Origin of the sequence: Streptomyces sp. NPDC006512 (genome assembly GCF_040611935.1) — a bacterium.
Classification (GTDB): domain Bacteria; phylum Actinomycetota; class Actinomycetes; order Streptomycetales; family Streptomycetaceae; genus Streptomyces.
In genome coordinates this window covers 101,192-124,771 of the sequence record NZ_JBEXPG010000022.1, presented here as the reverse complement: position 1 = coordinate 124,771, position 23,580 = coordinate 101,192, and the positions used below count along the sequence as shown (strand labels likewise).

At 75.4% G+C, this 23,580-nt stretch carries 19 protein-coding genes and 1 pseudogene; 10 read left to right on the top strand and 10 right to left on the bottom strand.

The features are described 5' to 3' along the window. Positions 1–631 precede the first annotated feature (631 nt). A complete protein-coding gene (locus ABZZ17_RS17625) occupies positions 632–1,141 on the bottom strand; it encodes an NUDIX domain-containing protein (protein WP_356876890.1) in 510 nt (169 codons plus the stop codon). Positions 1,142–1,170: 29 nt separating this feature from the next. Here ABZZ17_RS17625 and ABZZ17_RS17620 point away from each other — a divergent pair, with 29 nt between their 5' ends. From ABZZ17_RS17620 to ABZZ17_RS17605, 4 genes are all read left to right on the top strand, one after another. Beyond that, on the top strand, positions 1,171–1,887 hold the full coding sequence (locus ABZZ17_RS17620) for a M15 family metallopeptidase (RefSeq protein WP_356876888.1): 717 nt from the start codon (positions 1,171–1,173) through the stop codon (positions 1,885–1,887). Between the two features lie 13 nt (positions 1,888–1,900). Next, entirely contained in the window at positions 1,901–2,239 is a 339-nt protein-coding gene (locus tag ABZZ17_RS17615) for a DUF962 domain-containing protein (protein WP_356876886.1), read from the top strand. A gap of 71 nt (positions 2,240–2,310) precedes the next feature. Beyond that, the gene (locus ABZZ17_RS17610) at positions 2,311–2,766 is read left to right on the top strand and encodes a zinc ribbon domain-containing protein (RefSeq protein WP_356876884.1); all 456 of its coding nucleotides are present in this window, start codon (positions 2,311–2,313) and stop codon (positions 2,764–2,766) included. After that, entirely contained in the window at positions 2,763–3,953 is a 1,191-nt protein-coding gene (locus ABZZ17_RS17605) for a lipid-transfer protein (RefSeq protein ID WP_356876882.1), read from the top strand. The genes ABZZ17_RS17610 and ABZZ17_RS17605 overlap by 4 nt, the downstream gene beginning before the upstream one ends. Positions 3,954–4,179: 226 nt before the next feature. Here the strand turns inward: ABZZ17_RS17605 and ABZZ17_RS17600 are convergent, their stop codons facing one another. Genes ABZZ17_RS17600 through ABZZ17_RS17585 form a run of 4 tightly spaced genes read right to left on the bottom strand, consistent with a single transcriptional unit; the run spans position 4,180 to position 8,608 of the window. Further along, a complete protein-coding gene (locus tag ABZZ17_RS17600) occupies positions 4,180–4,773 on the bottom strand; it encodes an ATP/GTP-binding protein (protein WP_356876913.1) in 594 nt (197 codons plus the stop codon). 13 nt (positions 4,774–4,786) lie between these two features. Continuing rightward, entirely contained in the window at positions 4,787–5,248 is a 462-nt protein-coding gene (locus ABZZ17_RS17595; protein WP_356876880.1) for a DUF742 domain-containing protein, read from the bottom strand. 10 nt (positions 5,249–5,258) lie between these two features. Further along, the gene (locus ABZZ17_RS17590) at positions 5,259–5,696 is read right to left on the bottom strand and encodes a roadblock/LC7 domain-containing protein (protein ID WP_356876878.1); all 438 of its coding nucleotides are present in this window, start codon (positions 5,694–5,696) and stop codon (positions 5,259–5,261) included. Next, positions 5,693–8,608 (bottom strand): nitrate- and nitrite sensing domain-containing protein, encoded by a 2,916-nt coding sequence (locus ABZZ17_RS17585; protein WP_356876876.1) that lies wholly within the window; start codon positions 8,606–8,608, stop codon positions 5,693–5,695. The genes ABZZ17_RS17590 and ABZZ17_RS17585 overlap by 4 nt, the downstream gene beginning before the upstream one ends. 400 nt (positions 8,609–9,008) lie before the next feature. Here ABZZ17_RS17585 and ABZZ17_RS17580 point away from each other — a divergent pair. Continuing rightward, a pseudogene (locus tag ABZZ17_RS17580) lies at positions 9,009–9,329 on the top strand (hypothetical protein); the annotation flags it as partial. Positions 9,330–9,428: 99 nt separating this feature from the next. Here ABZZ17_RS17580 and ABZZ17_RS17575 read toward each other — a convergent pair. From ABZZ17_RS17575 to ABZZ17_RS17565, 3 genes are all read right to left on the bottom strand, one after another. Beyond that, the gene (locus tag ABZZ17_RS17575; protein WP_356876874.1) at positions 9,429–14,180 is read right to left on the bottom strand and encodes a hypothetical protein; all 4,752 of its coding nucleotides are present in this window, start codon (positions 14,178–14,180) and stop codon (positions 9,429–9,431) included. 53 nt (positions 14,181–14,233) lie between these two features. Beyond that, on the bottom strand, positions 14,234–15,142 hold the full coding sequence (locus tag ABZZ17_RS17570; RefSeq protein ID WP_356876872.1) for a hypothetical protein: 909 nt from the start codon (positions 15,140–15,142) through the stop codon (positions 14,234–14,236). 124 nt (positions 15,143–15,266) lie between these two features. Further along, positions 15,267–16,817 carry a hypothetical protein gene (locus ABZZ17_RS17565; RefSeq protein WP_356876870.1) on the bottom strand — a complete coding sequence of 517 codons (1,551 nt, stop codon included), beginning with the start codon at positions 16,815–16,817 and terminating at the stop codon, positions 15,267–15,269. Positions 16,818–16,889: 72 nt separating this feature from the next. Between ABZZ17_RS17565 and ABZZ17_RS17560 the strand changes: the two genes are divergently transcribed. The 3 genes from ABZZ17_RS17560 to ABZZ17_RS17550 are packed head-to-tail and all read left to right on the top strand — an operon-like array spanning position 16,890 to position 19,158. Beyond that, positions 16,890–17,669: a 5-oxoprolinase subunit PxpA gene (locus tag ABZZ17_RS17560; RefSeq protein ID WP_356876911.1), complete on the top strand. Its 780-nt coding sequence runs from the start codon at positions 16,890–16,892 to the stop codon at positions 17,667–17,669. Next, positions 17,666–18,289 carry an allophanate hydrolase subunit 1 gene (locus ABZZ17_RS17555; protein ID WP_356876868.1) on the top strand — a complete coding sequence of 208 codons (624 nt, stop codon included), beginning with the start codon at positions 17,666–17,668 and terminating at the stop codon, positions 18,287–18,289. The genes ABZZ17_RS17560 and ABZZ17_RS17555 overlap by 4 nt, the downstream gene beginning before the upstream one ends. Continuing rightward, positions 18,286–19,158: a biotin-dependent carboxyltransferase family protein gene (locus ABZZ17_RS17550; protein WP_356876866.1), complete on the top strand. Its 873-nt coding sequence runs from the start codon at positions 18,286–18,288 to the stop codon at positions 19,156–19,158. Before ABZZ17_RS17555 ends, ABZZ17_RS17550 begins: the two co-directional genes overlap by 4 nt. Positions 19,159–19,212: 54 nt before the next feature. Here the strand turns inward: ABZZ17_RS17550 and ABZZ17_RS17545 are convergent, their stop codons facing one another. Together ABZZ17_RS17545 and ABZZ17_RS17540 are read right to left on the bottom strand one after the other, a co-directional pair. Continuing rightward, entirely contained in the window at positions 19,213–20,610 is a 1,398-nt protein-coding gene (locus tag ABZZ17_RS17545; protein ID WP_356876864.1) for a HEAT repeat domain-containing protein, read from the bottom strand. A gap of 342 nt (positions 20,611–20,952) precedes the next feature. Then, the gene (locus tag ABZZ17_RS17540) at positions 20,953–21,354 is read right to left on the bottom strand and encodes an ankyrin repeat domain-containing protein (RefSeq protein ID WP_356876863.1); all 402 of its coding nucleotides are present in this window, start codon (positions 21,352–21,354) and stop codon (positions 20,953–20,955) included. 306 nt (positions 21,355–21,660) lie between these two features. Here ABZZ17_RS17540 and ABZZ17_RS17535 point away from each other — a divergent pair, with 306 nt between their 5' ends. Together ABZZ17_RS17535 and ABZZ17_RS17530 are read left to right on the top strand one after the other, a co-directional pair. After that, positions 21,661–21,855, top strand: coding sequence for a hypothetical protein (locus ABZZ17_RS17535; RefSeq protein ID WP_007262923.1), 195 nt, complete (start codon positions 21,661–21,663; stop codon positions 21,853–21,855). A 56-nt stretch (positions 21,856–21,911) separates the two neighbouring features. Further along, complete coding sequence (locus ABZZ17_RS17530) at positions 21,912–23,558, top strand: hypothetical protein (RefSeq protein ID WP_356876861.1); 1,647 nt, start codon at positions 21,912–21,914, stop codon at positions 23,556–23,558. Positions 23,559–23,580 lie beyond the last annotated feature (22 nt).

Here is a 23,580-nt window from a genome sequence, read left to right as displayed (position 1 = left end):
CAGGACGGCGGAGTCCGGCAGGACGGCGGAGTCCGGCAGGACGGCGGAGTCCGGCAGGACGGCGGAGTCCGGCAGGACGGCGGAGTCCGGCAGGACGGCGGAGTCCGGCAGGACAGCAAGGTCCAGCGGGCCCGACGGCTACGCGGCGACCGTGCGGGCCGGGCAGGGCCCGGGCAGGCAGCCGGCCGGGCGGGCGGCGGTGGCCCGGTCGGCCCGAGCCGTCTCCTGCGGATCCCGTCGGTGAAGCCCGCGCCGTCCGGGGCCGTGCCTTGCGAGGCGGAGGGGCGCAGGTGTACCGGAGGTACTCCGTCGCGGCGGGTCGGCATCCGTAAGGGCCGGCCTGAGGAGCGTCGTCGAGCCGTGCCTGCCGCCGGGAGGGCGGGGCCCTGGGCCCCGGGGCTTGCGGCCGACGACAACGCGGCGAGCACGCGTGCCGGACCCCGCCGGGCAGACAGGACTGCGCCGACGACCTGGTGCCGTGGCCGGAAACGCGTGCCGGGTCGCCGCGTCCGGGGCGGTGCGTCTCCAGGCGGAGGGCCGCGGCTCGTACGGGACGTATCGCCCCTGTCCGACAACGCGGAGAGGTGCCGTGCCGGTCGTCGCGAACCGGCGGGCCTTGCCGGTCACGGCACTAGGTGTACTGGCCGGCGAACCAGGTGGCGGCGGCTTGTGTGTGGAGGGGGAAGGCCAGTTCGGTGGGGGTGTGCAGGACGTGCCAGCCGGTCGTCTCGTCGGTGGCGGTGGACGGCGGGAGGGCGGCGACGGGGCGCGGCGGGAGGAGCCCGAAGACGAGCAGGTGGCCGCCCGCGGAGCTGAGGACGTCGGCGAGGGCCACCTCGGAGGGCCGGGCCTCGATGCCGGTCTCCTCGCGGAGTTCGCGGGCGACGGCCTCGCGCCAGTCCTCGCCGAAGTCCATGAACCCGCCGGGCAGGGCGACGCCGCCGAGGGCCGGTTCGATGGTGCGGGTGATGACGACGAGGCCGGTGCCGGAGGCGTCCTCGACGGGGAGGAGGGCCACGGCGACCGGGAGCGGGTTGCGGTAGGAGGTCGTTCCGCAGCCGGCGCACGTCCGGGGCCAGGCCGACGTGTCGAACGGGGCTCCGCAGGTGGAGCAGTGCGAGTCCCTCAGGTGTGCCTGCATGCGGCGATGGTATGCCAAGGGGCATGAGGATGCGGGTGGTTGCGGCGGTGCTGGCATTGCAGGTGGTGCAGGCGGTTCCCGGTGTGGTGCCGGGGACGGCGGGGGCGCACGGGGCGGAGCGGCTTCCGGGGTTCGTGGCGCTGCGGGACGTGGATCCGAGCATCGTGGAGGACATCCGGTACGCGGGGCCGCGGAACTTCACCGGGGCGGTGGTGGACGGGTACGAGGAGCCCGTCTGTCTGCTGGCGCGGCCGGCGGCCGAGGCGCTGCGGCGGGCTCAGCGGGAGCTGTTGCGGTCGGGCCGCGCGCTGAAGGTGTACGACTGCTACCGCCCCCAGCGGGCGGTGGACCGGTTCGTGCGCTGGGCCGGGGATCCGGCGGACCAGTCGACGAAGGCCGAGTACTACCCGGAGGTCGACAAGGCCCGCCTGATCCCGGAGGGGTACATCGCCGCGAAGTCGGGGCACAGCCGCGGGAGTACGGTCGACGTGACGGTGGTGGCGCTGCCGGGGAGGCGGGAGCTGGACATGGGGACCGCCTTCGACTTCTTCGGGTCCCTGTCGCACACGGACGATCCGCGGGTGGCCGGGGAGGCGCGGGAGAACCGGCGGCTGCTGAAGCGGGTGCTGGGGGCGCAGGGGTTCGTGAACCTGCCCGAGGAGTGGTGGCACTTCACCTTGCGGCCGGAGGCCTTCCCGGACACGTTCTTCGACGTCCCGGTGTCTGTCGCGGCGGGGCGGCCGTGAGTAGCGTTCCGGCATGACCTTCGGTTCGTACGAGGAATTCTGGCCCTACTACGTAGCCATGCACGCGCGGGCCGCCACCCGCTGGGTGCACCTGGGCGGGACGCTGACGGGACTGGCGCTGACGGTGTACGGCGCCGCCCGGGGGCGCAGGCGCTACCTGGCGGCGCTGCCGCTGATCGGCTACGGCACGGCGTGGCCGGCGCACTTCCTGATCGAGGGGAACAACCCGGCCACCTTCGGGCATCCGGCCTGGTCGCTGCGCGGGGACGCGCGGATGATCCGCATGATGCTGGCGGGGCGGGACGCGGAGCTGGACGCGATCGCGCGGAAGTGGCTCGCCGAGAACCGGTGACCGCGGGGCCCTGCCATGACAGACTCCTGACGATCCGTCAGATGTTGGAGAGCTCTGATCCGGGAGGGGCCTTGGAACGCACGCGCACACCCGTCGTGAGCGGATGGTTCACCGACAGCGGCCGGGAGGGCGGCTTCCGCCTGCTCGGCACCCGGTGTTCCGCCTGTACCGCGGTGTTCTTCCCGCGCGAGGACGCCTACTGCCGCAACCCGCACTGTCCCGGCGGCGGCGAGCTCGCCGAGGTGCCGCTGTCCCCGCGCGGCCGCGTCTGGTCCTACACCGACGGCCGGTACCGGCCGCCCGCGCCCTACGTGTCCGACCCCGACGCGCCCTGGGAGCCGTACACGCTGGTGGCGGTGGAGCTGGAGGCCGAGCGGATGGTCGTGCTCGGGCAGGCGGCGCCCGGGGTGACGCCGGCCGACCTCGCGGTCGGGATGGAGGTCGAGGTGGAGTGCGGCGTCCTGTACGAGGATGCGGACGCCGTCCGGACGACCTGGCGGTTCCGGCCGGTCGGGGGCGCGCGGTGAGCGCGGACGTGGCCGTGCTCGGAGCCGGCATGCACCCGTGGGGCAAGTGGGGCCGCGGCTTCGTCGAGTACGGGCGGGCCGCCGCCCTGGCGGCGCTCGCCGACGCGGGCCTGGAGTGGACGGACGTCCAATCGGTCGTCGGCGCCGACACGGTGCGCTCCGGATATCCGGGCTACGTGGCCGGGGCGACGTTCGCGCAGGCCCTCGGCTGGCAGGGCGCCCGGGTGACCAGCGTGTACGCGGCCTGTGCGTCCGGGGCCCAGGCGATCGGGGCGGCCCGGGCGCAGATCCTCGCCGGGCTGGCCGACGTGGTGCTGGTGGTGGGGGCCGATGCCGCGCCCAAGGGGTTCTTCGCCCCGGCCGGGGGCGAGCGGCCCGATGATCCGGACTGGCTGAGGTTCCGGCTGCTGGGGGCCACGAACCCGGCGTACTTCGCGTTGTACGCGCGGCGCCGGATGGCCCTGTACGGGGACACCGGCAAGGACTTCGCGCTGGTCAAGGTGAAGAACGCGGCGGCCGGGGCGCTCAACCCGAACGCCCGCTACCGCAAGGAGGTGACGCCCGAGGAGGTGGCGGCCTCGGCGGTGGTGGCCGATCCGCTGCGGCTGCTGGACATCTGCGCGACCTCGGACGGGGGCGCGGCGCTGGTGCTGAGCAGCATGGAGTTCGCCCGGGCGCACGGGGCCGGCGACCCGGTGCGGATCCGGGCGGTGTCCACGGTGACGCCCACGTATCCGCGCACGGTGCTGGACCTGCCGGACATCGCCACCGATTCGGCGGTGGCCGCGGCGCCGTCGGGCGGTTCCTTCCGGGCGTCGATCGCGCGGGCCGCCTACGAGGAGGCGGGGATCGGGCCGGGGGACCTGTCGCTCGCCGAGGTGTACGACCTGTCCACCGCACTGGAGTTGCAGTGGTACGAGGACATCGGACTGTGCGGTGAGGGCGAGGGGGCCGCACTCGTGCGGGACGGGGTGACGGCCCTCGGCGGGCGGCTGCCGGTGAACCCGAGCGGCGGGCTGGCCTCCTTCGGGGAGGCGGTGCCGGCGCAGGCGATCGCCCAGGTGTGCGAGCTGACGTGGCAGCTGCGCGGGACGGCCGGGGCACGGCAGGTGCCGGGCGCCCGGGCCGGAATCACCGCGAACCAGGGGCTGTTCGGCCACGGGTCGGCCGTCGTGGCCGTGCGGTGAGACCCTGCCGGGGGCCGTGAACTGGGGGTGTTGTCCGAACGCTTGACGGCCCCGGACGGCAGGTTCACACTCTCCCCACGGTCCCGCGCCGCGACCGGGACTCCCAGGTCCCCCCATGAGAGCTGCGGCCCGTACCCCAGTCGGCGGGGGTACGGGCCGCCTCCATGCCGGGCGCCCGGCGCGGGCGTCCCGCGCGCTGCGGGGCGGGTCCGTCGGGCCCCTGCCGTCAGGCCCCCGCCGACAGGCTGCGGCGGCGTTCCCGGGCGAGTGACATGGCGTGTTCCACGACCCCGACCAGCACGTCCTTGACGGACTCCCGGTCACGGGCGTCGCAGAGCAGCACCGGGACGCCCGCGTCGAGGTCGAGGGCCTCGCGGACGGTGACCACCGGGTGGCGGGCGGCGCCGTCGAAGCAGTTGACCGCGACGACGAAGGGGATGCCGCGCCGCTCGAAGTAGTCGATGGCCGCGAAGCAGTCGGCGAGCCGACGGGTGTCGACGAGGACCACGGCGCCGAGCGAGCCCTGGGCCAGCTCGTCCCACAGGAACCAGAAGCGGTCCTGGCCGGGCGTGCCGAAGAGGTACAGCACGAGGTCCTCGCGCAGGGTGATGCGGCCGAAGTCCATGGCCACGGTCGTGGTGCTCTTGCCCTCCACTCCCCGCGTGTCGTCCACGACGGCTCCCGGCTCGGAGAGGCGTTCCTCCGTGCGCAGGGGACGGATCTCGCTCACCGCACTGACCAGGGTGGTCTTGCCCACCCCGAAACCGCCCGCGACCAATATCTTCAGGGTCAGCGGCTCGACCGGCGACACGGCATGCATCGCGCCGGTGCGGCTAGAGCGCCCGAAGGCCATCGATCACCTCACGCAGTATGGATTCGTCGGGCAGTTCGGCCGGGGGGACCGGCCGGGTCACGTGGACCAGTTCCTCGTCGGCGAGGTCCCCGATCAGGACCCGGACGACGCCGATGGCGAGGTCCAGCTCCGCGGCGAGTTCCGCGACCGACTGGGGGCGTTCCCGGCACAGCCCGAGGATGTGGGCGTGTTCCGGGGACAGGGTCATGTCCCAGACCGGATCGTCGGCCGCCGGTTCGGCGACGACGAGCGCGATCAGGTCGAGGCGGTGCTGGCCGGCGTGACTGGTCCGGCCCCTGGTCATGGCGTAGGGACGGACGACGGGACCCGCGTCGTCGTCGAACCAGTGGGGGTGGCCGGGCTCGGGCGGAGCGTCGGGGTCACCCGCGGTGCCGGGGGTGCTCAGGGCTTCGGTGGGGTGGTCCTGTCCTGAATCGCTCATCCGGTCCGTCTCACCCCCCGGCTGGCTGTCCGGTGCGCGGGGCGGTCGCGAGGTGGTCGCCGACGCGCTTGACCATGAGGGTCATCTCGTAGGCGACCTGGCCGACGTCGGATTCGGAGTCGGCGAGGACGGCCAGGCAGCTGCCGTCGCCGGCGGCCATGACGAACAGGAAGGCCTCGTCGAGCTCGACGACGGTCTGGCGGACCCGGCCGGAGTCGAAGTGCCGGCCGACCCCCTTGGCCAGACTGTGGAAGCCGGACGCGACGGCGGCCAGGTGCTCGCTGTCCTCCCGGGTGAGGTCCTTGGAGCTGCCCGTCGGCAGGCCGTCGCCGGAGAGGACGACCGCCTTGCGGATGCTGCCGACCTTGTCGACGAGCTCGTCGAGGAGCCAGTTGAGCGGGCCGGAGCCGCGGCCCCTGGTGTCGTTGCCGGTCTGCGGTGCGGTCATCGACCGTCCCCTTCGTTCTCGTGCGCGGGACCGGTGGCGGCGGGGGTGCCTGCCCCGGTCTCGGACTGCTGTCGCGCGTGCTGGTTGCGGCCCGCCGTCCAGCCCCGCTGGAGGGCTGACATGCGGGTGCGTACGTCTTCCGCGTCGCGGTCGGTCACCTGGTCGGTGGTGGGTTCGGCCGCGGCGGCGGACGGTCCGTTCTTGAGCTGGGGCGCGAGGTTGGCCTGGCGGACCCGGCGGGGCAGGCCGCCGGGGCCCGCGGCGGGCTGCGTACGGCCTTCCCCGGGTCCGGCGCCGGTCCCGGCCGCGGGGGCCGCCGGGGCGGGGCGGGGTTCCACGCGGCGGCCGTGGTCGGCGACCAGGGTCGGGGTGGGCCGGCGGCGGGGCAGCGGGACGGTTCCGCCGGCGCGGGGGCCGTCGGGGCGCGCGGTGTCCGGACGGGAGCGCTCCAGCCGGACCGGGCCGGTGGGTGACACCGGCTCGCGGTCGCGGGCGGCGCCCCGGGAGCGGGCGCGGCCCCGCTCGGTCTCGGGGTCCGTGTCGGCGGCGCGGTGGCGGTCGGCGCCGCGGTCGCCGATCCGGTCGCCCTTCCAGGCGGAACCCCGTTCGGGGTGCCGGTCGCCGTGGGGGCGGTCCGCCGAGCGCAGCCCCAGCAGGGCGCTGCGGGGGATGCCCCCGGGCGGGGTTTCGTCGTCGAGGGTGGCCATCGGAGGGTGGGCGCCGGCCGCGGCTCCGGCTCCGGCTCCGGCTCCGGCTCCGGTGAACCCGGCCAGGTCGTCGGCGGCGCCGGGGCCGTCGAGGGCGTCCAGTCCGAGCACGCCGAGGGGGCCCTCCAGCTCGACGGGGCCGTTCAGCACGCCGGCGGGCAGCGGGCGGGCCGGGGCCGCGCGTTCGACGGCCAGGGGGCCGGGGCGCGGGGCGCTCTTGGCCGCGGGGCCGCCCTTGACGCCCTTGGGAGTCTTGCCGCCGCCCACTCCCCCGAGTCCGCCCAGGCGGATGCCGGTGCCGTTGGTGTCGGGGGCCTCGGTGAGGAGCTCGGCCGGGAGGAAGACCACCGCGGTGGTGCCCCCGTACGGGCTGGGCTGGAGGACGACCTTGACGCCGTGGCGGCGGGCCAGCCGGCTGACCACGAACAGGCCGAGCCGGTCGGTGTCGGAGAGCTCGAACTCGGGGGTCTCGGCGAGCCGGAGGTTCGCGTCGAGGAGGGCCTCGGGGTTCATGCCGAGGCCGCGGTCGTGGATCTCCAGGGTGAAGCCGTTGGCGACGCGTTCGCCGTGGACCTGGACGGCCGTGTGCGGGGGCGAGAACACCGTGGCGTTCTCCAGGAGTTCGGCGACGAGGTGGGTGACGTCGGCGACGGCCGGGCCTTCGATGCCCAGGCGCGGCAGGCGGCGTACCTCGATGCGTTCGTAGTCCTCGACCTCGGCCACCGCGGCGCGGACGACGTCCATCAGCTGCACGGGCTTGCGCCACTGGCGGGAGGGCGCGGCGCCGGAGAGGATCACCAGGCCCTCGGCGTGGCGGCGCATGCGGGTGGTCATGTGGTCGAGGCGGAACAGGTCGGCGAGTTCCTCGGTGTCCTCGGTGCGCCGTTCCATCGTGTCGAGGAGGGTCAGCTGCCGGTGCAGGAGCACCTGGTTGCGGCGGGCCAGGTTCACGAACACGTCGGAGACGCCGCGGCGCAGTTCGGCCTGCTTGACGGCGGCCTCGACGGCGGCCCGCTGGAGGGAGTTGAGGGCCAGCGCGACCTGGCCGACCTCGTCCTTCTCGAACTCCAGCCGGGGCGCCTCGGTCTCGACGTCCACGGTCTCGCCGGCCGCGAGGCGGCGCATGACGCTGGGCAGGCGCACGCCGGACGCCTCGTGGGCGTCCTTGCGGAGCCGGGACAGGTCGCGGATGAGGTCGCGGCCGATGCGGACGGACAGGACGAGGGAGACGATCAGGGCGATGAAGCCGAGGACGCCGGCGACGGCGGCCTGGACCAGGACGCCCATGGCGACGGGCTCGACGCGCTTCTGGTAGCGGTCGCCGGCTCCGGTGCCCATCCGGGCGAGGTCGTCGAGGACCTTGACGGCGGCCTCGTCCCACTGGGCGGCGGTGAGGGTGCGCGGGGGCTTGACGGCCCCGCCGGTGATGAACCGTTCCTCCGCGTCACGCAGCGCCTTGGTCTCGGGGCCGTTCCAGTACTGCTCGAACAGGGCCCGGTCGTCGGCCGGGAGGATCGCGAGGTTGAACTCGTACAGCAGGGCGCGGTTCGCGGCGAAGTCGGAGACCCGCCGGACGTCCGCGGCGCCGATGTTGCGGGCGGCGAGCGCGGAGGCGATGACCGCGTCCTCCCGGGAGAGGGTCTCGCGGGCGCGGGTGATGCCGACGAGGGCGCGGCCCTGCTTGTCCATCTCCACGTTTTCGAGGGCGTGGAGGTTCATCAGGAACTCGTAGCAGGGGTCGACGAGCCGGCTGTACAGCTCCAGGGCCTGGCCGGGGTCGAGGCCGGCCCGGTCGACGTTGTGGCGCAGCGCCTCGACGCCCTGGAAGGCCTCCAGGATCGAACGCAGGCGGCCCGCGGTCTGCGGGCTGAGCTCGTCGAGGACCTCGGGGTCCGCGGCGTTCCGGGCGATCTGGCGGATCATCTCGTCGGTGGCCGTGCGGCTCTTGGCGAGTTCTGTGGTGGCGGCGGAGGCGCGGGGGTCGCCGATGACGACGAGGGTCTGGCGGCGCTCCTTCTGGATGACCCGGACGACGTCCTCGATGGGGTAGCCGACCTTCTCGATCACGTACGCGACGTCGAGCAGCTGTACGGCCTGCCGGCCGGTGATGACCGTCGCGAAGCCCCAGAGGGCGGTCAGGGAGACGAGCGGCACCAGGAGCAACGCCACGATCTTCCGGCGGATGGACTTCCCGCGAAAGCGCATGGCCTCCCCAGCCTCCCCCAGCTCAACCCCGTTGCCGGAGGTCGGTGTTCCGTCATTTAAACGGCGTGAGCCTACTACTGACGGGGGGCGGCTTCGAAGGCGTGTCCGGACGTTTTCGGCCCGACCCCCTTGCGAAGATCACGAGTTGTCCGTTAGTTCCGGTCAAGTCCGGCCCGTTATGTGGCAGATGACACTCGGTGGGGTGTCGGTACCGTTCCCCGAACGGATGGCTGGAATTCTTCGTTCCGGGTCGGTGGGCGGCCGCGGGCGTGTCCGGGATGCGGGAATCTCCGGGATGCCCCGTACGTCTGACAGGACGTGTGGAGGCGTGTGGACGCGTGTGGGGCGGGCAGGCGTGAGAGCAGGCTTGGCGGACCGCGCGGTGGGGAGTGGGCGGACCATGAGGATGTACGAAGAGGACGGCGCGGCGACCGAGGCGCCCGGTCGGGGCCTGTGGCTGGAGGAACCGGCGCGGCGCCACCGGATGCCGGATCCGGTGCGGGACTCCGCGGTGCGGGCGGTGCTGATCGTGGCGGTCACCCTGACCGAGGCCACGATCACCTTCTTCCTCGCGCTGACCGGCTCCTGGCTGGCCTTCCCGATGGTGCTCTGCGGGATAGCCGGGACCGTCGTGGCCACCTGGGCCGTGCTGGACGTGTGGATCACCCGGCAGATGTGGCACCAGCGGCACGGCGTGCTCTCGGAGCCGAGCAGCGCGGCCTCCCCCGGGCGGGGCTGGGGCGAGGCGGCCCGGGGCCCGGCCCCCGTACCGCGTACGCGGTAGGCGGGGACGGGCCCGGGCGGCAGGGCGTCCCGGGCGTCAGGACGTGCCGCTGCGGCGGAACATGCGGGTCGCCGTGATCTCGCCGTGGATCGTCTCCTCGTCCGGGGACTGCTGGGGCAGGCCCGGGCGCAGGTGTTCCTCGACGCTGATGTACTTCAGGCCCGCCCTCAGGTCGGCGTCGTTGCGCAGCCGGATGACCAGCGGGAACTCGGCCAGGGCCGTGGTGTCGAAGAGGCCCGTGGTGTAGAGCAGCTGGACGCCGAGGGCGTCGGAGACGGCCCGCTGGAGCTCCAGCAGGTACGTGGCGTTCGCCCGCCCGATGGGGTTGTCGAGGAACAGCGTGCCCGCGTGGCGGTGCTTGTCGCGGCCGCGGTCGTTGCTGCGCAGCGCCGCCATCGTGCAGTACAGGGCGATCGCGGCGGTGAGCAGCTGGCCGCCGGAGAACACGTCGCCCATCTGGCCGACGGGGACCCGCTCGGCGCGCAGGACCGCGTCCGGCTTGAGGATCTCCACGGCGATGCCCTTGGGCTCCAGCGCCGCCTGGACGCCGCGCAGCAGCAGGGACATGCCGTCGCGGCGGCCGCCCTCGCCGAAGGAGGCGGTGCTGTTCTTCTTGACGGCGGCGCGGGTGGCCTCGTCGATGACCTCGCCGAGGCGTTCGGTGAGGACGGCCTGGTCGGGTTCCTCGAAGCGGATCCGCAGGAACTCCTGGCCGGACCACTCCCCCAGGCCCTCGGGCAGCTGGGAGAGGCGCTGCGCGGAGCGCAGGGTCGCCAGAGCGGACTCCACGAGGCCGCGCAGGCGGTCGACGATGCTGTCCCGGTTGCGTTCCAGCTGGGCGAGTTCGTCGGTGAGGACGCGCAGCCGGGGCGCGAAGGCGGTGGCCCAGGCGGCGGCGTGCTCCGGCAGGGCGGAGGCGGGCAGTTCGCGGATCTGCTGGCGGGCGGGGGTGCGTACCTGCTCGTAGCGGTTGGCGTTGGCGTGGCGGACGAGGACGTCGCTCGCCTCGCGGACGGCGGCCTCGGCGGCCGACAGGTCCGCGGAGCAGGCGCGCAGGGAGCGGCGGGCTTCGGCGGCGGACTGCCGGGCCTCCTCCAGGGTGCCCGGGTGGGGCACGGGTTCCTGCTCGTCGTCCGGGTGGGTGTGGTCGCGCAGGAGGTCCCGCAGCAGGGCGGCGGTCTCGTCGAAGCCGCCGGCGCCGTCCTCGGCGGCGCGGTGGGAGCGCAGCAGGTCCGCGTGGGCGGCGCGGGCGCTCTCGACGGCGGCGCTGTGGGCGGCGAGCTGGGCGGTCGCGGTGCGGAGCAGGCCCTGGGCCTGTTCGACGTCGGCCGGCACCAGTTCCTCGGGCAGCTCGGTGTGGGCCTCGCCGTCGGCGGGGGCGTGCCGTTCGGCCTCGCCGCGCAGCCGGCCGAGCTGCTCGCTCGCGGTGGACGCGCGCGTCTCCAGCATCTGTACGAGGGCCTCGGCGCGGGCGGCCGCGGCCTGCCGGGAGGGGCCGTCGGCGCCGTCGGTCCCTTCGAGGAGCTGGGCGGCGCGGGTGCGGACCTTGTTGGTGAGGCGGTCGAGTTCGGCGAGTGCGGCGCTCTCGTCGCTTTCGGCGCGGGCCTGTTCGGCCCGCAGGTCGGCGCCGACGCCGACCTTCTCGTACAGGCGGGAGGCGGCGCGGTAGGCCTCGCGGAGTTCGGGCAGCGGGACCTTCGGGGCGTCGGGCCGCTCCTCGGGCAGGGGTTCGGGGGCACCGGCGATCTCGGCGCGCTCGGCGCGCAGCGCGCGGGCGGTGCGGCGGGCGTCGTCGGCGGCGCGCTGGGCGGCGCGGCGGTCCTCGTCGGCGGAGCGGGCCCGGTCCAGGCAGACCTCGGCGCGGGCTTCGGACTCGGCGGCCTCGTCGGCGAGTACGCGCAGGCGGGCCTGCCAGCCGGAGCGCTCGCGCAGGCGGTGGGCGAGGCCGGAGAGCAGGTCGGCCGTGCGGCGGGCGCGCTGGGCGGTGTCCTGGCGCTCGTCGCGCACGCGTGCGGCGTCGGCGGCGGCCTCGTCGGCCTCGGCGCGTACGGTACGGGCCTCCGCGAGTTCGGCGTCGGCTTCCTCGGCGAACGTCCGGGCGGCGGCGGCCTGCTGCGCGAGCTCGGCGAGCCGGCCGGGCGGGCAGCCGGTGCGCCAGGAGGTGAGGCGGGCCGCGAGCTCGCGGTCCCCGGAGAGGCGGGCGGCGAGCTCGCGGATCTCGGTGTCGCGGGCGGTGGCCCGCTCGCGCAGGGCCTGGCGTTCCTCGTCGGCGGCGTGCTCGTCGTGCATGGCCGGGTTCGGCGGCACGAGGAAGACGCCGGTGTCGCCGGGGGCGCCGGAGGCAGGCGGGACGGGGGCGAGCAGGGCCGCGGCGGTGCCGACGGCCACGGTGGAGCGGGGCAGCAGGGCGGCGCCGGTGAGGACCTCGCGGGCGCGGGAGTGCGTGTCGGGGTCGGTGATGACGACGCCGTCGACGAGTTCGGGGCGGGCGGCGAGGACGGCCGCGTGGTCGGCGGGGTCCACGGACTGGGCGAGGTAGCGCCAGCCGGGGAGGGCGGGGATGCCGTGCTCGCCGAGGTACTCGACGGTGGCGAGGACGTCGGGGCCGGGCGGCAGGAGGCCGCCGTCGCCGAGCGCGCCGAGGATGCGGGAGTCGTCGGCGGCGGCCGTGCGCAGCTCGAACAGCTGGCGTTCGGCCGAGCCGACGGTGTCGGCCAGCATCCGGAGCAGTTCGTCGGAGCCCCGGTCGAGGTCGGCGGTGGTGAGCCCGCCGGGGGCCGCCGTGCGGCCGGGGTGGGCGCCGGGGGCGGCCGCCGGAGCGCCGCTGCCGGAGTCCCCGCCCTGCGTACGGCGTTCCGTGCCCGCGGCGGCGTGTCCGGCGACGGCCGCGACGGCGCCGGTGGAGTCGCCGGTGCGCGGCGGGGGGACGGAGGCGTCCGGGGCGGACGGCAGGCCCAGCAGGGCGGCCAGGCGGGGCGAGGCCGCGAGGGAGGCGGCGGCGCGGGACTCCGCCTCGTGGGCGGCTTCGGCCGCGTCGGCGGCGTCCGCGGCCCGGGCGGCGGTGAGTTCGGCGCGGGATTCGGCGGCGGCGGCTTCGCGGGCGGCGTCGGCCGCGCCGCGGGCTGCGTCCCGGGCCTCGTCCCAGGCGGCGACGGCGGTCTTCTCGGCGTCGCTGGCGGCGAGGGCGGCGCGCGCCGGGTCGGCGTCGGGCGCGGAGTCGTCGAGCCAGCCGGCCCGGACGGCCTCGGCGGTCTCCTGCTGGACCTCGGCGAGGCGGGCCCGCAGGTGTTCGGCCTCGCTGCGGGCGCGCTGGGCGGCCGTAGCGGCGGAGGTGGCGTCGCGGTGGGCGCCCTCGCCGAGGGTCTGGAGCTCGGCGGAACGCTCCTCCTCCTCGTTGGCGGCGCGCTCGCCGTGCTCGGCGGCGGTGTGCAGGGCGCGTACCAGGGCGGCGGCGGCCGTGGCGCGGGCGGCGAGCGCCGGGGCGGCGTCCCGTTCGGCCTCCAGGATCGCGGCGGCGACCCGGGTGGAGCGGTCGGCGGCGGCGCGGTGGCGCAGGACGGTTTCGGCGGCCTGCCAGGCGGAGTGCAGGGTGCGGGCTTCGAGGAGCTCGCGGCGCTGGGCGGCGGCGGCCTTGTCGGCGACGGTCAGGGCCAGCGAGGCGTGCCGGTAGGCGAGTTCGGCGGCGACGGCGGCGCTGCGGGTGCGCGCGGACTCGGCGGCGGTGACCTCGTGGGCGGCGCCGGTGACCCGCTGGGCGAGGTCGGCGGCGCGGACCCGTTCCCCGGCGGCGCGGGCGGACAGGCGCCGGGCGAGGGTGCGCGTACGGCGTTCGGCGCCCGCGTGGACGTCGCGGAGCCGGGAGCGGGTCGCGGCGGCCTCGACGATGCGGGTGAGGAGGTCCACGGAGCCCGCGGTGAAGTCGCGTTCGGCCATCAGCTCGGCGCGGCGGCCCAGCTTGTTGCCGAAGCCGTGGACCAGGTCGGCGAGGCCGTCCGTGTCGCGGGTGTCGGTGACGGCCCGCAGCAGCAGGTCGGTGAAGTCGGAGTCCTTCTTGACCGCGAAGAGGCCGGCGGCCTCGCCCTCGTCGGCGTTCATCTCGCGCTGGTAGCGGAAGAGTTCGGGGTCGAGGCCGACCTCGGTGAGGTGCTCGTTCCAGCGGTCGTGGATCTCCTCCCAGTACACGTCGAGGTGCGGGTACGCCTTGCCGGCGTCGGTGAGGGCGTCGCGGAAGCCCTTCATCGTGCGTCGGCGGCCCCGGGCGCCGGAGACGCCCTCGACGGGCGGGCGTACGGAGGTGGCCTCGGCGACGGGCAGGTTGTCCAGGCTCAGGCCCGGGCCGGGGCGGAAGGAGTACCAGGCCTCGGCGAACTTGCGGGGGTCGTTGGACACCTGGCGGCCGCGCCATTCGCTGGCCTTGCCGACGACGACGCACTCGCCGGTCTGGGTGTGCTGCCACTCCAGGGCGACGTGGCCGCAGTCGTCGGCGAGCAGGAACTTGCGCAGGACGCCGGAGCTGGCGCCGCCGAGGGTGTTGCGGTGGCCGGGCAGCATCACCGAGAAGATCAGCTTGAGCAGGACGGACTTGCCGCCGCCGTTCTCCAGGAACAGCACGCCGGCGGGTGCGGGGCGGCGGGGCGGTCCGGTGGGCTCGTCCTCGAAGAACTCCGCCTGCGCGGGCGCCGGGTGGGGCACCGGCTCGCCGACTCCGCGCAGGTCGAGCACGGTGTCGGCGTAGCGCGCGCCGGCGGGCCCGATGGAGTAGAGGCGGATCCGGGACAGCTCGTACATGGCGGCGGACTCTCGTGGTGTCTGGGTGAGGCGGGGCGTACGGGGATCAGGACTCAGGCGTGGAAGGGGAGCCCGGCGTCGGCCGCGAGTTCCAGGTCGTCGCCCTCGGGCGGCGGCAGGAGGCTGGCGGAGCCGTCGCTGACGGGGACCACGCCGAGTTCCAGGAGCTCGGCCATGGCCGCGCTGCCCGCCATGTCGCGGACCTGGAGCTGGTAGCGGGGGGTGGTGCGGTAGGTGCCGCCGGAATCGTCGCCGGTGCGCTGGAGGAAGCCCGATTCGGTGAGGAAGGCGGCGGCCTTGCCGACGATGCCGGTGGTGGAACCGGCGAGGCGGCGGGCGTCCTTGGTGGCTCCGGTGGCGCTGCGGCGGGTGTAGACGCGCCAGGCGGCCTCCAGGCCGGGGGTGTCGGAGGCCGGGTCGGTGTTCTCGCCGAGCTCCGCGGCACGCTCCTCCAGGCGGCGGCAGGTCTGCCGGACGAAGGAGTCGACCCCGTTGACGGTGACGCGGCCGATGTAGCCGTCGTCGGCCAGGTCCTCGGGGCGCGGGAAGGCGAGGGCGGCGACGGCGAGGTGGGCGAGGCCGTGGAGGAAGCGGTCCCCGCCGTCGGCGGCGGTGCGGCGGGCATAGTCGCCCATGCGGACGGCGAAGACGGAGTCCTCCCCGGCGGTGACGGCCATGCCGGCGCGCGGGGACACCTCCAGGACGACGAGGCCCAGCCCGGTGGCGACGGCGTCGGCGAGGCGGCCGAAGCCGGGGTCCTCGCGGTAGCGGCGCAGCAGTTCCGCGTACTCGGCGTCGCGGGCGGGGAGCAGCTTCGGCTGGAGTCCGAAGGCGACGAGGCGGGCCGCGTCCGCGGCGTCGGCGGGGGTGAGGGCCCCGGCCCCGGAGGAGACGGCCGGGGCGGGAGCCGACGCCGCGTCGGGCTCGGTCCACGCGGGGTGCTCGGCGTGGTGGTCGCTCACGGGTGGGTCTCCTCGGCGGTGCGGTGGGGTCGGGGTGGTGCGGTGGCCGCGGGGGGCGTTCCCCCGTGCGGGGCCGGCACCGTCGCGGGGCCGGCCGGGCCGGGGTGCGGCCCGGGGCGGGCGGTCATGACGCCTCCGAGCGGGCCGCCGCCATGCCGGCGGCGTCCAGCAGGGCGGTGCCGACGATCAGGTCGGCGCCCCCGAACTCCGGGTCCTCCAGCTGGGTTCCGTCGTCCACGGCGAACAGCAGCCGCTCCTCGCCCTGCCGGTACGCCGTGCCCACGGCCGGGCTCGCCGCGTGCACGGCCAGCAGCGCCACGAGGTACGGCAGGTCCGGGTCGCCGCGGCGGGCCTCGGCCAGGAGCCCGGACAGCCGGCGCGGGGCGTCGTGCGGGAGGTCCAGGAGCCGGGTCGCGGCGGCGAGCTGCTCCTCGCTGAAGCGGCTGTCGTCCGGGGTCGCGATGAGGTCGGGCTCCGGCATCTCCACGCCGAGGTGCTCCCGCTCCAGGGGCGGGGTCAGCAGGATCTCGACGAGGTCGGCGACCCGGACGGAGACGGGCGTGCGCAGGCCGGTGCCCGCCGCGAAGAAGGCGTCGGTGACCCGGACGGCGTGTTCGAGGGGCAGGGGCAGCAGCGGGGCCACGAGCTGGCCGTACAGGTCGATCCCCGACCGGGGCGCGGGGGCGGCGAACGCCTGCCGGTCCTGCTCGGCGCGGAACAGCGGGCCGGCGTCCAGCAGCCGGGACTGGAGCTGGGTGTGGCGGCGGATGCAGTCCTTGACGATGTCGACCAGCTCGGCGGCGCGCCGCTTGTTGTCGGGGTCCTCGGCCTCGTCGCGGGCCTTGCGGATGTTGGTGAGGATCGCGTTCTCGTGGCGGTAGCGGTCGGCCACGTGGTCGAGGGCCTCGGCGATCATGTCGGGGACGGCCTGGAGCCAGTCCACGGCGCGGACGTTGCGCCGCGTCGCGTCGAGCGTGCGGCGCAGGGTCTCCGCGTACTGGACGGTGCGGTAGCGGGCCTGCTCGGCGGCCAGCTGGGCGTCGGCGAGACGGCCGCGGCTGATCAGCACCTCCAGCTTGACCTCGGCGGCGATCTGCGCGCTGGTGACATCGGTGTCGAGGGCGCCGACCAGGACGTTGACCGCCTCGTCCGTGGTCCGCAGGTACACCGCGCCGCCGTAGCCGGGGACCTCCTCGATCAGCTTGAAGTCGTAGTCGCGGCGGACGTATACCCCGTCGGGGCCGAAGGTGCCGTAGATCGCGCGGAAGCCGCGGTCGACGCTGCCGACGTTGATCAGGTTCTCCAGCACCCAGCGGGCGACGCGCTCGTGCTCGGCCGCCGGGCGGGACGGCGCCTGGGCGGCGACGCGCGGCAGCAGCCTGGCCACTATCTGCTCGTGGTCCGCGCCCGTGTCGAAGTCCATGTTGAGCGTGACCAGGTCGATCGCGGACAGCGCGACCTCCGCCATCGCGTAGACCCCGTACTCGCCGGCCAGATTGGCCTTGCGCACGTCGAGGTCGTGGAGCGGGGCGGTGCAGGCGAGGGCGCGCAGCCGCCGGGCCAGGCCCTCGTCGGCGGCCGGGCCCGGCGCCGGGGACGGAAGGGTCTTCGCCGGGGCGGGGAGAGTCACGACGGAAAGACTAGGCGGTGGAACGGACAACATCCCAAACGGCATGGTTCGGCCGGATCGTCCCCGGCACCGTGGAACGCCGGGGGTGCGCTGTTCTACGCTCGCCGCATGGCTTCCATGATCACATCCCCCGCGGCCGCGATCGACCTCAACGCCGACCTCGGCGAGGGCTTCGGGAGGTGGACGCTGACCGACGACGAGGCCCTGCTGTCGGTGGTGACGAGCGCCAACGTGGCCTGCGGGTTCCACGCGGGCGATCCGTCGATCATGCGCCGGGTCTGTGAGCTGGCCGCCGAGCGGGGCGTACGGATCGGCGCGCAGGTCTCCTACCGCGACCTGGCGGGCTTCGGTCGGCGGGCGATGGACGTGCCGCCCGGCGAGCTGGCGGACGAGGTGGCCTACCAGATCGGGGCGCTGGAGGTCTTCGCGCGGGCGGCCGGCTCCCGGGTGTCCTACGTGAAACCGCACGGCGCCCTGTACAACCGCACCGTCCACGACGCGGGCCAGGCCGGCGCGGTCGTCGCCGGGGTCCGCCTCGCCGCCGGGGCCGCGGGCCTGCCGGTGCTCGGCCTGCCCGGGTCGCTGCTGCTGGCCGCCGCCGAGGAGGCCGGACTGGGGGCCGTACCGGAGGCCTTCGCCGACCGCGCCTACACGGCCCTCGGGACGCTGCTCCCGCGCGGCGAGCCGGGCGCGGTGCTCCACGACCCGGACGCGGTGGTCGCACGGGCCGTTCGGATGGCCGCCGAGGGCGCCGTCACGGCCGCCGACGGCACTCCGGTGGTGGTGGCCGCCCGCTCCCTGTGCCTGCACGGCGACACCCCCGGGGCCGCGGAGCTGGCCCGCAGGGTCCGCGCGGCCCTGGGCGGCGCCGGGGTGCGGGTGGAGGCGTTCGCATGACGGTGCGCGTGCTCCCGGTGGGGGCCGAGGGGCTGCTGATCGAGGTGGGATCGGCCGCCGAGGTGGCCGCGCTGCACGCCGAGGTGCTGCGCCGCCGGGACGCGGGCGAGCTGGACGGCGTGCGGGAGGTGGTGCCCGCCGCCCGGACCGTGCTGCTGGACGGCGTACGGGAGCCCGGGCCGCTGGCCGCGCGCATCGCCCGCTGGGAGGTGCCGCCGCTGGCGGAGACCGAGGGGCCCCTGGTCACCGTCCCGGTCCGCTACGACGGCCCCGACCTGGCGGAGGTCGCCGACGCCTGGGGGGTGGCGCCGGGCGAGGTCGCGGAGCTGGTCGGCGGGATCGTCTTCCGGGTGGCGTTCTGCGGGTTCGCACCCGGCTTCGGCTACCTCACCGGACTGCCCGGGCACCTGCACCTGCCCCGGCGCGCCACGCCCCGCACGGCCGTCCCGGCGGGCTCGCTCGCGCTGGCCGGGGAGTACGCGGGCGTCTACCCCCGCTCCTCCCCCGGCGGCTGGCAGTTGATCGGTTCGGCCGACGCGGTCCTGTGGGACCCCGCGCGGGAACCGGCGGCGCTCTTCGCGCCCGGGGTACGGGTGCGGTTCACGGAGGCGGGGGCGTGAGCGGGCTCCTGGTGCTGCGGCCGGGGGCGCTGACCACCGTCCAGGACCTCGGCCGCCCCGGGTACGCCCACCTCGGGGTGCCCCGGTCCGGCGCCCTCGACTCGGGGGCGCGCGCCCTGGCCAACCGGCTGCTGGGCAACCCGCCCGGCGCGGCGGTCCTGGAGACCACCCTCGACGGGGTCGCCCTGCGCGCCCTGACCCCGGTGACGGTCGCGGTGACGGGCGCTCCCTGCGCCGTACGGATCTCCGGGCGCCCGGCGGCCTGGGGTGCGCCGCTGCGGCTGCGCGCGGGTGCGGAGCTGGACGTCGGCCGGGCGGAGCCGGGGCTGCGCTGCTACGTCGCGGTGCGGGGAGGGTTCGCCGTCCCGCCGGTGCTGGGCAGCCGTTCGACGGACCTGCTGTCGGGGCTGGGCCCGCCGGTCCTGACGGCCGGGACGGTGCTCCCGGTGGGCGCCCCCGGGCCGGATCCGGTCCGCGGGGCGGACGCCCTGCGGGTGCCGGGACCGCCGGCCGAACTGGTCCTGCCGCTGCGGTGGGGGCCGAGGGCCGACTGGTTCACGGCGGCGTCCCTGGCGGCGCTGCTGGCTTCGGCCTACCGGGTGTCGGCGGCGTCGAACCGGATCGGCCTGCGCACCGAGGCCGGCCCCCCGCTGGCCCGCGGCCGGGCGGGGGAGCTGCCGAGCGAGGGCATGGTGCTCGGGGCGGTCCAGGTCCCGCCGGACGGCCTGCCGGTGGTGTTCCTGGCCGATCATCCGGTGACCGGCGGCTATCCGGTGGTCGGAGTCGTGCCGCAGGGCCCGCCGCTGGACGCGGCCGCCCAGGCCCGCCCGGGAACCCGGGTGCGGTTCGTGGGGGTCCGCGGGAGCTGAGGGGCGCGGCCGGGGGCGGCCGGTGCCCCCGGCCGCCCCTTCGGCCTCCCGGTCCTACACCGCCGACTCCGGTGCGATGCGGCTGCGGACCGCCGACTGGACGTCTTCCTCTTCCGCCGGGTCCGTCGCCAGGCGGCGCAGCCGGGGGGTCACGCGGGCGTCGGCCGTCTCGGCGTGGCGGGCGGCCACCTCGCGGGTGGTCTCCTCGCAGTCCCAGAGGCATTCGACGGCGAAGCCGGCCGCGAAGGTCGGGTCCGTGCTGGCCAGGGCCCGGGCGGTGCGGCCCCGCAGGTGGGAGGAGGCCGTCTCGCGGTAGATGTGGCGCAGCACCGGGGCCGCGCAGCCGATGGACAGCCGGCCGGCGCCGTCGACGAGGGCGAAGAGCCGCACGGTGTCGGGGCCCGACGCGCGGACGGTGGAGCGGAGGGCTCCGAGGACGAGTGCGGCGTCCTCGGGGCCGCCCCGTGCCGCGAGGAGGGCCGCGGCGGCCGCTCCGAGGGCGTCGGGGCGGTGGACCCAGTGGCGGGCCCGGTCGAGGGCGGCGGGCCCGCACATGCGCTCGTAGGCGGCTACGGCGGGCTCGTCCCCGGCGGCTTCGATGAGGTCCAGGACGGCCGGGTTCTCCGGTTCGGCGAGGACCAGGTGGTGCAGCGCGGTGGCGCGGGCGGCCTCGCCGGAAGCTCCGGCGGCGGCCGCGAGGATGGCGGAACGGTCCTCGGGCGCGGCGACGGCGGCGAGGCAGCGGGCGGCGGGCACGTGCAGCGGGGTGCCGCGGCTCAGCCCGTCGGCGGCCCAGTCGAAGACGGCCTGGACTCCCCAGCCGGGCCGGGGGCCGCTGGGGGTCATCTGGCGCTGCCAGCGGTCGAAGGAGCCCTGCTGCCGGGCGGCGCGCAGGCGCTCCCCGTAGGCGGGCAGCTCCTCCCACAGGCACCAGGGGCGGGGCTCGTAGGCGTCGCGCACGGCGGCGGCCAGCCGCGCCTCGCCCTCGGTGGTGGTGGGGAAGCGGGCCAGTACGGGTGCGGCGAGGGAGCGCAGGCCTTCGTCGTCGTCGCGCAGGGCGAGTTCGTCGAGGGCCCAGGCCCAGTTCGCGCCGGAGGCCGCGTAGCGGCGCAGCAGCATCAGGGCGTCGTCGCGTCCGTAGGAGGCCAGGTGGCCGAGGACGGACAGGGCGAGGCCGGTCCGGTGGTCCTCTTCGTCGACGAGGTCGTCGGCGCCGAAGAGGTGGGCCTCGATCTCGCCGAGGGGGCCGTCGAGGTCCAGGTACAGGCGGGCGTAGTACAGGGAGCGGTTCTCGACCTGCCAGTCCTGGCGCGGATCGCGGAGCACGCACTGGTCCAGGGCCGCGAGGGCCTCGGGCCGGGGCGCCGCGAGGGCGTGCAGCGTGCCGTCGCCGCGGCCCCGCTGGAGGAGCCCGAGCAGGGTGCCGCTCGGCGCTATGACTGGTTCGAACATGGGAATGGCCTCAAATCAAGCTGGGGACGCAACCGGGAATCGGGATTCACAGGGCCGCGTAACAGCATGTGAGGACGTTCGCCGTCAGGTTCCGCTCGATGTAGACCATTGCCTTCTCACTCTCGTCGGTGCTTCGCGACCGTGGCGGCCGGTGCGGCAGGGGTGGGTGTGAACACCTGTTGTGTCCAGCCCGCTCCTGCCCGTCCGTCATGTCCGCGAATCGAATCCGACGCCATGATGACCCAGGCGGTTTGTGTGCCGCGACCACATTTAAGGCCGCCGTGACCAAGCCGTGAGGTCACGGGCCCGTCCTGGCGGGGCCGGGACGGGGTCGGAAGCGGATTACTTTGCTCCGAAGAGTTCCAGCAGGTCGGCCTTGGCGAACATGCGGGCCGTGTCCACGGCGGAGGGGGTTCCGGCGTTCGGGTCGGCCCCGCCGGCGAGCAGCGCGCGGATGACGGCTTCCTCGCCCTTGAAGACGGCGCCCGCGAGCGGGGTCTGGCCGCGGTCGTTGGCGCGGTCGGCTTCGGCCCCGCGGGCGAGGAGGGCGGTGACGGCCTCGGCGTGCCCGTGGTAGGCGGCGAGCATGACGAGGGTGTCGCCGCGGTCGTTGGTGAGGTTCGCGGGGACCCCGGCGTCGAGGTACGCGGTCAGCGTTTCGGTCTCACCCTGACGGGCGAGGTCGAAGATCTTGGTGGCCAGTTCGATGACGTCCTCGTCGGGGGCGTCCTGGTGCTCGCTCATCGGTCGTACCGCCTTCCACTCGCTGCTTTGCTGGCAAGAGTTTCCCCAGGCCGCGGGGGCAGGGGGATGCACGGCGCTGCGTCCGTACGGGTGAATCGCCAGGGTAGCGCCCGATCCTGGACATGACGGGGGCGGCCCGAGGCAAGGATCGGGCCGACACCCTCCGGGGCGGGCGCGCCAGCCGGGAGCGGCCGGTCAAGTGAAAAACAGCAAGATTCACCCGTATGCACCTTTTGTCGCATTGATACTTGCTGTGAGCCTGGAAGAACTGATGGTGACCGTCCCCACCCACCAGGAGAACTTCTCATGGTCCTGTCCATCTCAGGTGTCGTCCTGCTCGGCATCATCTGCTTCCTCTTCTTCAAGAAGGACGGGATGAAGCTGACGCACGCGTTCGTCTGCGCGCTCTTCGGCTTCTTCCTCGCGGGTTCCGCCATCGCGCCGAGCATCACGGCGAGTACGGCGAGCCTCGCGAGCCTTCTCGGCGGGATCAAGCTCTAACGGCCGCCCGCCCCGACCGCACCGTCCCGCACGACCCACAACTCCAGGAGACGACCGTGGCACGGCGCCCACTCCCCCGAATCCTCAGCAGCGGCACCGCGTCGCTCGCACGGGGCCGCGACCTCGCTCGCACGGCCGCCGACGGCGCCACGGACGTCCTCCACCCGCTCCTCGTCATCGGACGCGGACTGCGCGTCCTGGCCTCGGCCGGGCGGCGCAAATGGGCCGACACCCCCAAGGACAAGCGTGGTCCCGCGCTGTTCCTGGGGGCCGCCTGCGTACTGGTGGTCGGTCTCGTCCCCTACGGCCCCCTCCTCGCCCTGATCACCCTCATGGCGGCGGCGGCCTGGCAGGGGCGCGACCGCACCCCCGCGAGGTCCGGGCCCAGCGACGCCGAGACCGAACGCCTCGGCTCCCTCTACGAAGCCCTCGTGCCGTACTTCTCCATCCCGGAGGACCCGAGTCCGCTCTTCGCCCACGGCGGGGACTGGGACGGGGCCTTCAGCGGCTACGAGTTCGACGGGGCGGGCCGCGTCACCCGGCTCCGCATCCGCTACCCGGCCTACTTCACCGACGGCGAGGCCGCCTCGCGGGCCCGGATCGAGGCCCTGCTGCACGCCAAGTCCGGGCGCGGGCGGGAGTACCTCTTCGACTGGGACGAGGAGGGCAACCAGCTCGACCTGAGCGTGCTGGCCGCGCTGCCGACGGGCATCGCCGCCCAGCCGTTCGTGACCTCGCCGGGCGAGACCGTCCTCGGCTTCACCGACTCCACCGGGGTGCAGCGCACCCTGCCCGTCGTGGAGGGGGACGAGCCCCGCGACGTGCCGCCCGTGATCTGGCGGACCGGCCCCCGCTCCACCGAACCCCACCTGCTGGCCGTCGGCACGCCCGGCAGCGGCACCTCCAGCCTCCTGCGCTCGATCGCCCTCCAGGCCCTGCGCCACGACGGGGACGTCCTCGTCGTGGAGGGCGGCGGCAGCGGCGAGTACTCCTGCCTGTCGGGGCGCAAGGGCGTACTCGCCGTCGAGTGCGGCCCGACCGGAGCCCTGGCCACTCTGGAGTGGGCGGCCCAGGAGACCGAACGGCGCCTGATCGCCACCCACCGGGCCCGCGAGGCCGGCTGGCCCGCGCCGGAGGACACCCGGCGTCCGCTGTGGATCCTGCTGGACCGGCCGAGCGTACTGGCGCACCTCGCGGCCGCCGACGGCAGGCCGGACCCGCTCGCGCAGCTCCAGGTACCGCTGCGGCACGGCCGCGCCGCGCACATCACGGTGGTGGTCGCCGAGCAGTTCGAGCACCTGGAGCTCCTGAACGACGCCGTGTGGCAGCACACCCGTGCCCGGGTCGTCCTCGGGCCGGCGCCGGTCCAGCAGATCACCGACGTACTGGGCCTGCCGCCGCACACCACCCCCACCGCGCAGGTCCCGCCGGGGCGCGGGTACGCGCGGCTGGGCGTGGGACCCGTGCACCGGCTCCAGGTACCGGCGACGCCGGACCCGTACGACGACGCCACGCACCCGGCGTACCGGCAGGCGGTGCTGGAGCTGCTGCCCGAGCGCCAGGGCGCGGGCCCCTCCGGCGCGGGCGGGGCGGAGGGCCACGCCGTCCCGTCCAGGCCATTGCGGACGCAGCCCCCGGAGCAGGCCCAGGGGCCGTCGATCGACGCCCCGGAGAGTCCGGAGGTCCCGGCCGACGCGCCGTGACCCCCGACGTGAGGTGACCCCG

Coding starts and splice junctions, on each gene's coding strand:
- ABZZ17_RS17625 (WP_356876890.1), bottom strand. CDS start 1,141: ATGCAGGCACACCTGAGGGACTCGCACTGCTCCACCTGCGGAGCCCCG.
- ABZZ17_RS17620 (WP_356876888.1), top strand. CDS start 1,171: ATGCGGGTGGTTGCGGCGGTGCTGGCATTGCAGGTGGTGCAGGCGGTT.
- ABZZ17_RS17615 (WP_356876886.1), top strand. CDS start 1,901: ATGACCTTCGGTTCGTACGAGGAATTCTGGCCCTACTACGTAGCCATG.
- ABZZ17_RS17600 (WP_356876913.1), bottom strand. CDS start 4,773: ATGCATGCCGTGTCGCCGGTCGAGCCGCTGACCCTGAAGATATTGGTC.
- ABZZ17_RS17595 (WP_356876880.1), bottom strand. CDS start 5,248: ATGAGCGATTCAGGACAGGACCACCCCACCGAAGCCCTGAGCACCCCC.
- ABZZ17_RS17590 (WP_356876878.1), bottom strand. CDS start 5,696: ATGACCGCACCGCAGACCGGCAACGACACCAGGGGCCGCGGCTCCGGC.
- ABZZ17_RS17585 (WP_356876876.1), bottom strand. CDS start 8,608: ATGCGCTTTCGCGGGAAGTCCATCCGCCGGAAGATCGTGGCGTTGCTC.
- ABZZ17_RS17575 (WP_356876874.1), bottom strand. CDS start 14,180: ATGTACGAGCTGTCCCGGATCCGCCTCTACTCCATCGGGCCCGCCGGC.
- ABZZ17_RS17565 (WP_356876870.1), bottom strand. CDS start 16,817: ATGCCGTTTGGGATGTTGTCCGTTCCACCGCCTAGTCTTTCCGTCGTG.
- ABZZ17_RS17560 (WP_356876911.1), top strand. CDS start 16,890: ATGATCACATCCCCCGCGGCCGCGATCGACCTCAACGCCGACCTCGGC.
- ABZZ17_RS17555 (WP_356876868.1), top strand. CDS start 17,666: ATGACGGTGCGCGTGCTCCCGGTGGGGGCCGAGGGGCTGCTGATCGAG.
- ABZZ17_RS17545 (WP_356876864.1), bottom strand. CDS start 20,610: ATGTTCGAACCAGTCATAGCGCCGAGCGGCACCCTGCTCGGGCTCCTC.
- ABZZ17_RS17540 (WP_356876863.1), bottom strand. CDS start 21,354: ATGAGCGAGCACCAGGACGCCCCCGACGAGGACGTCATCGAACTGGCC.
- ABZZ17_RS17535 (WP_007262923.1), top strand. CDS start 21,661: ATGGTCCTGTCCATCTCAGGTGTCGTCCTGCTCGGCATCATCTGCTTC.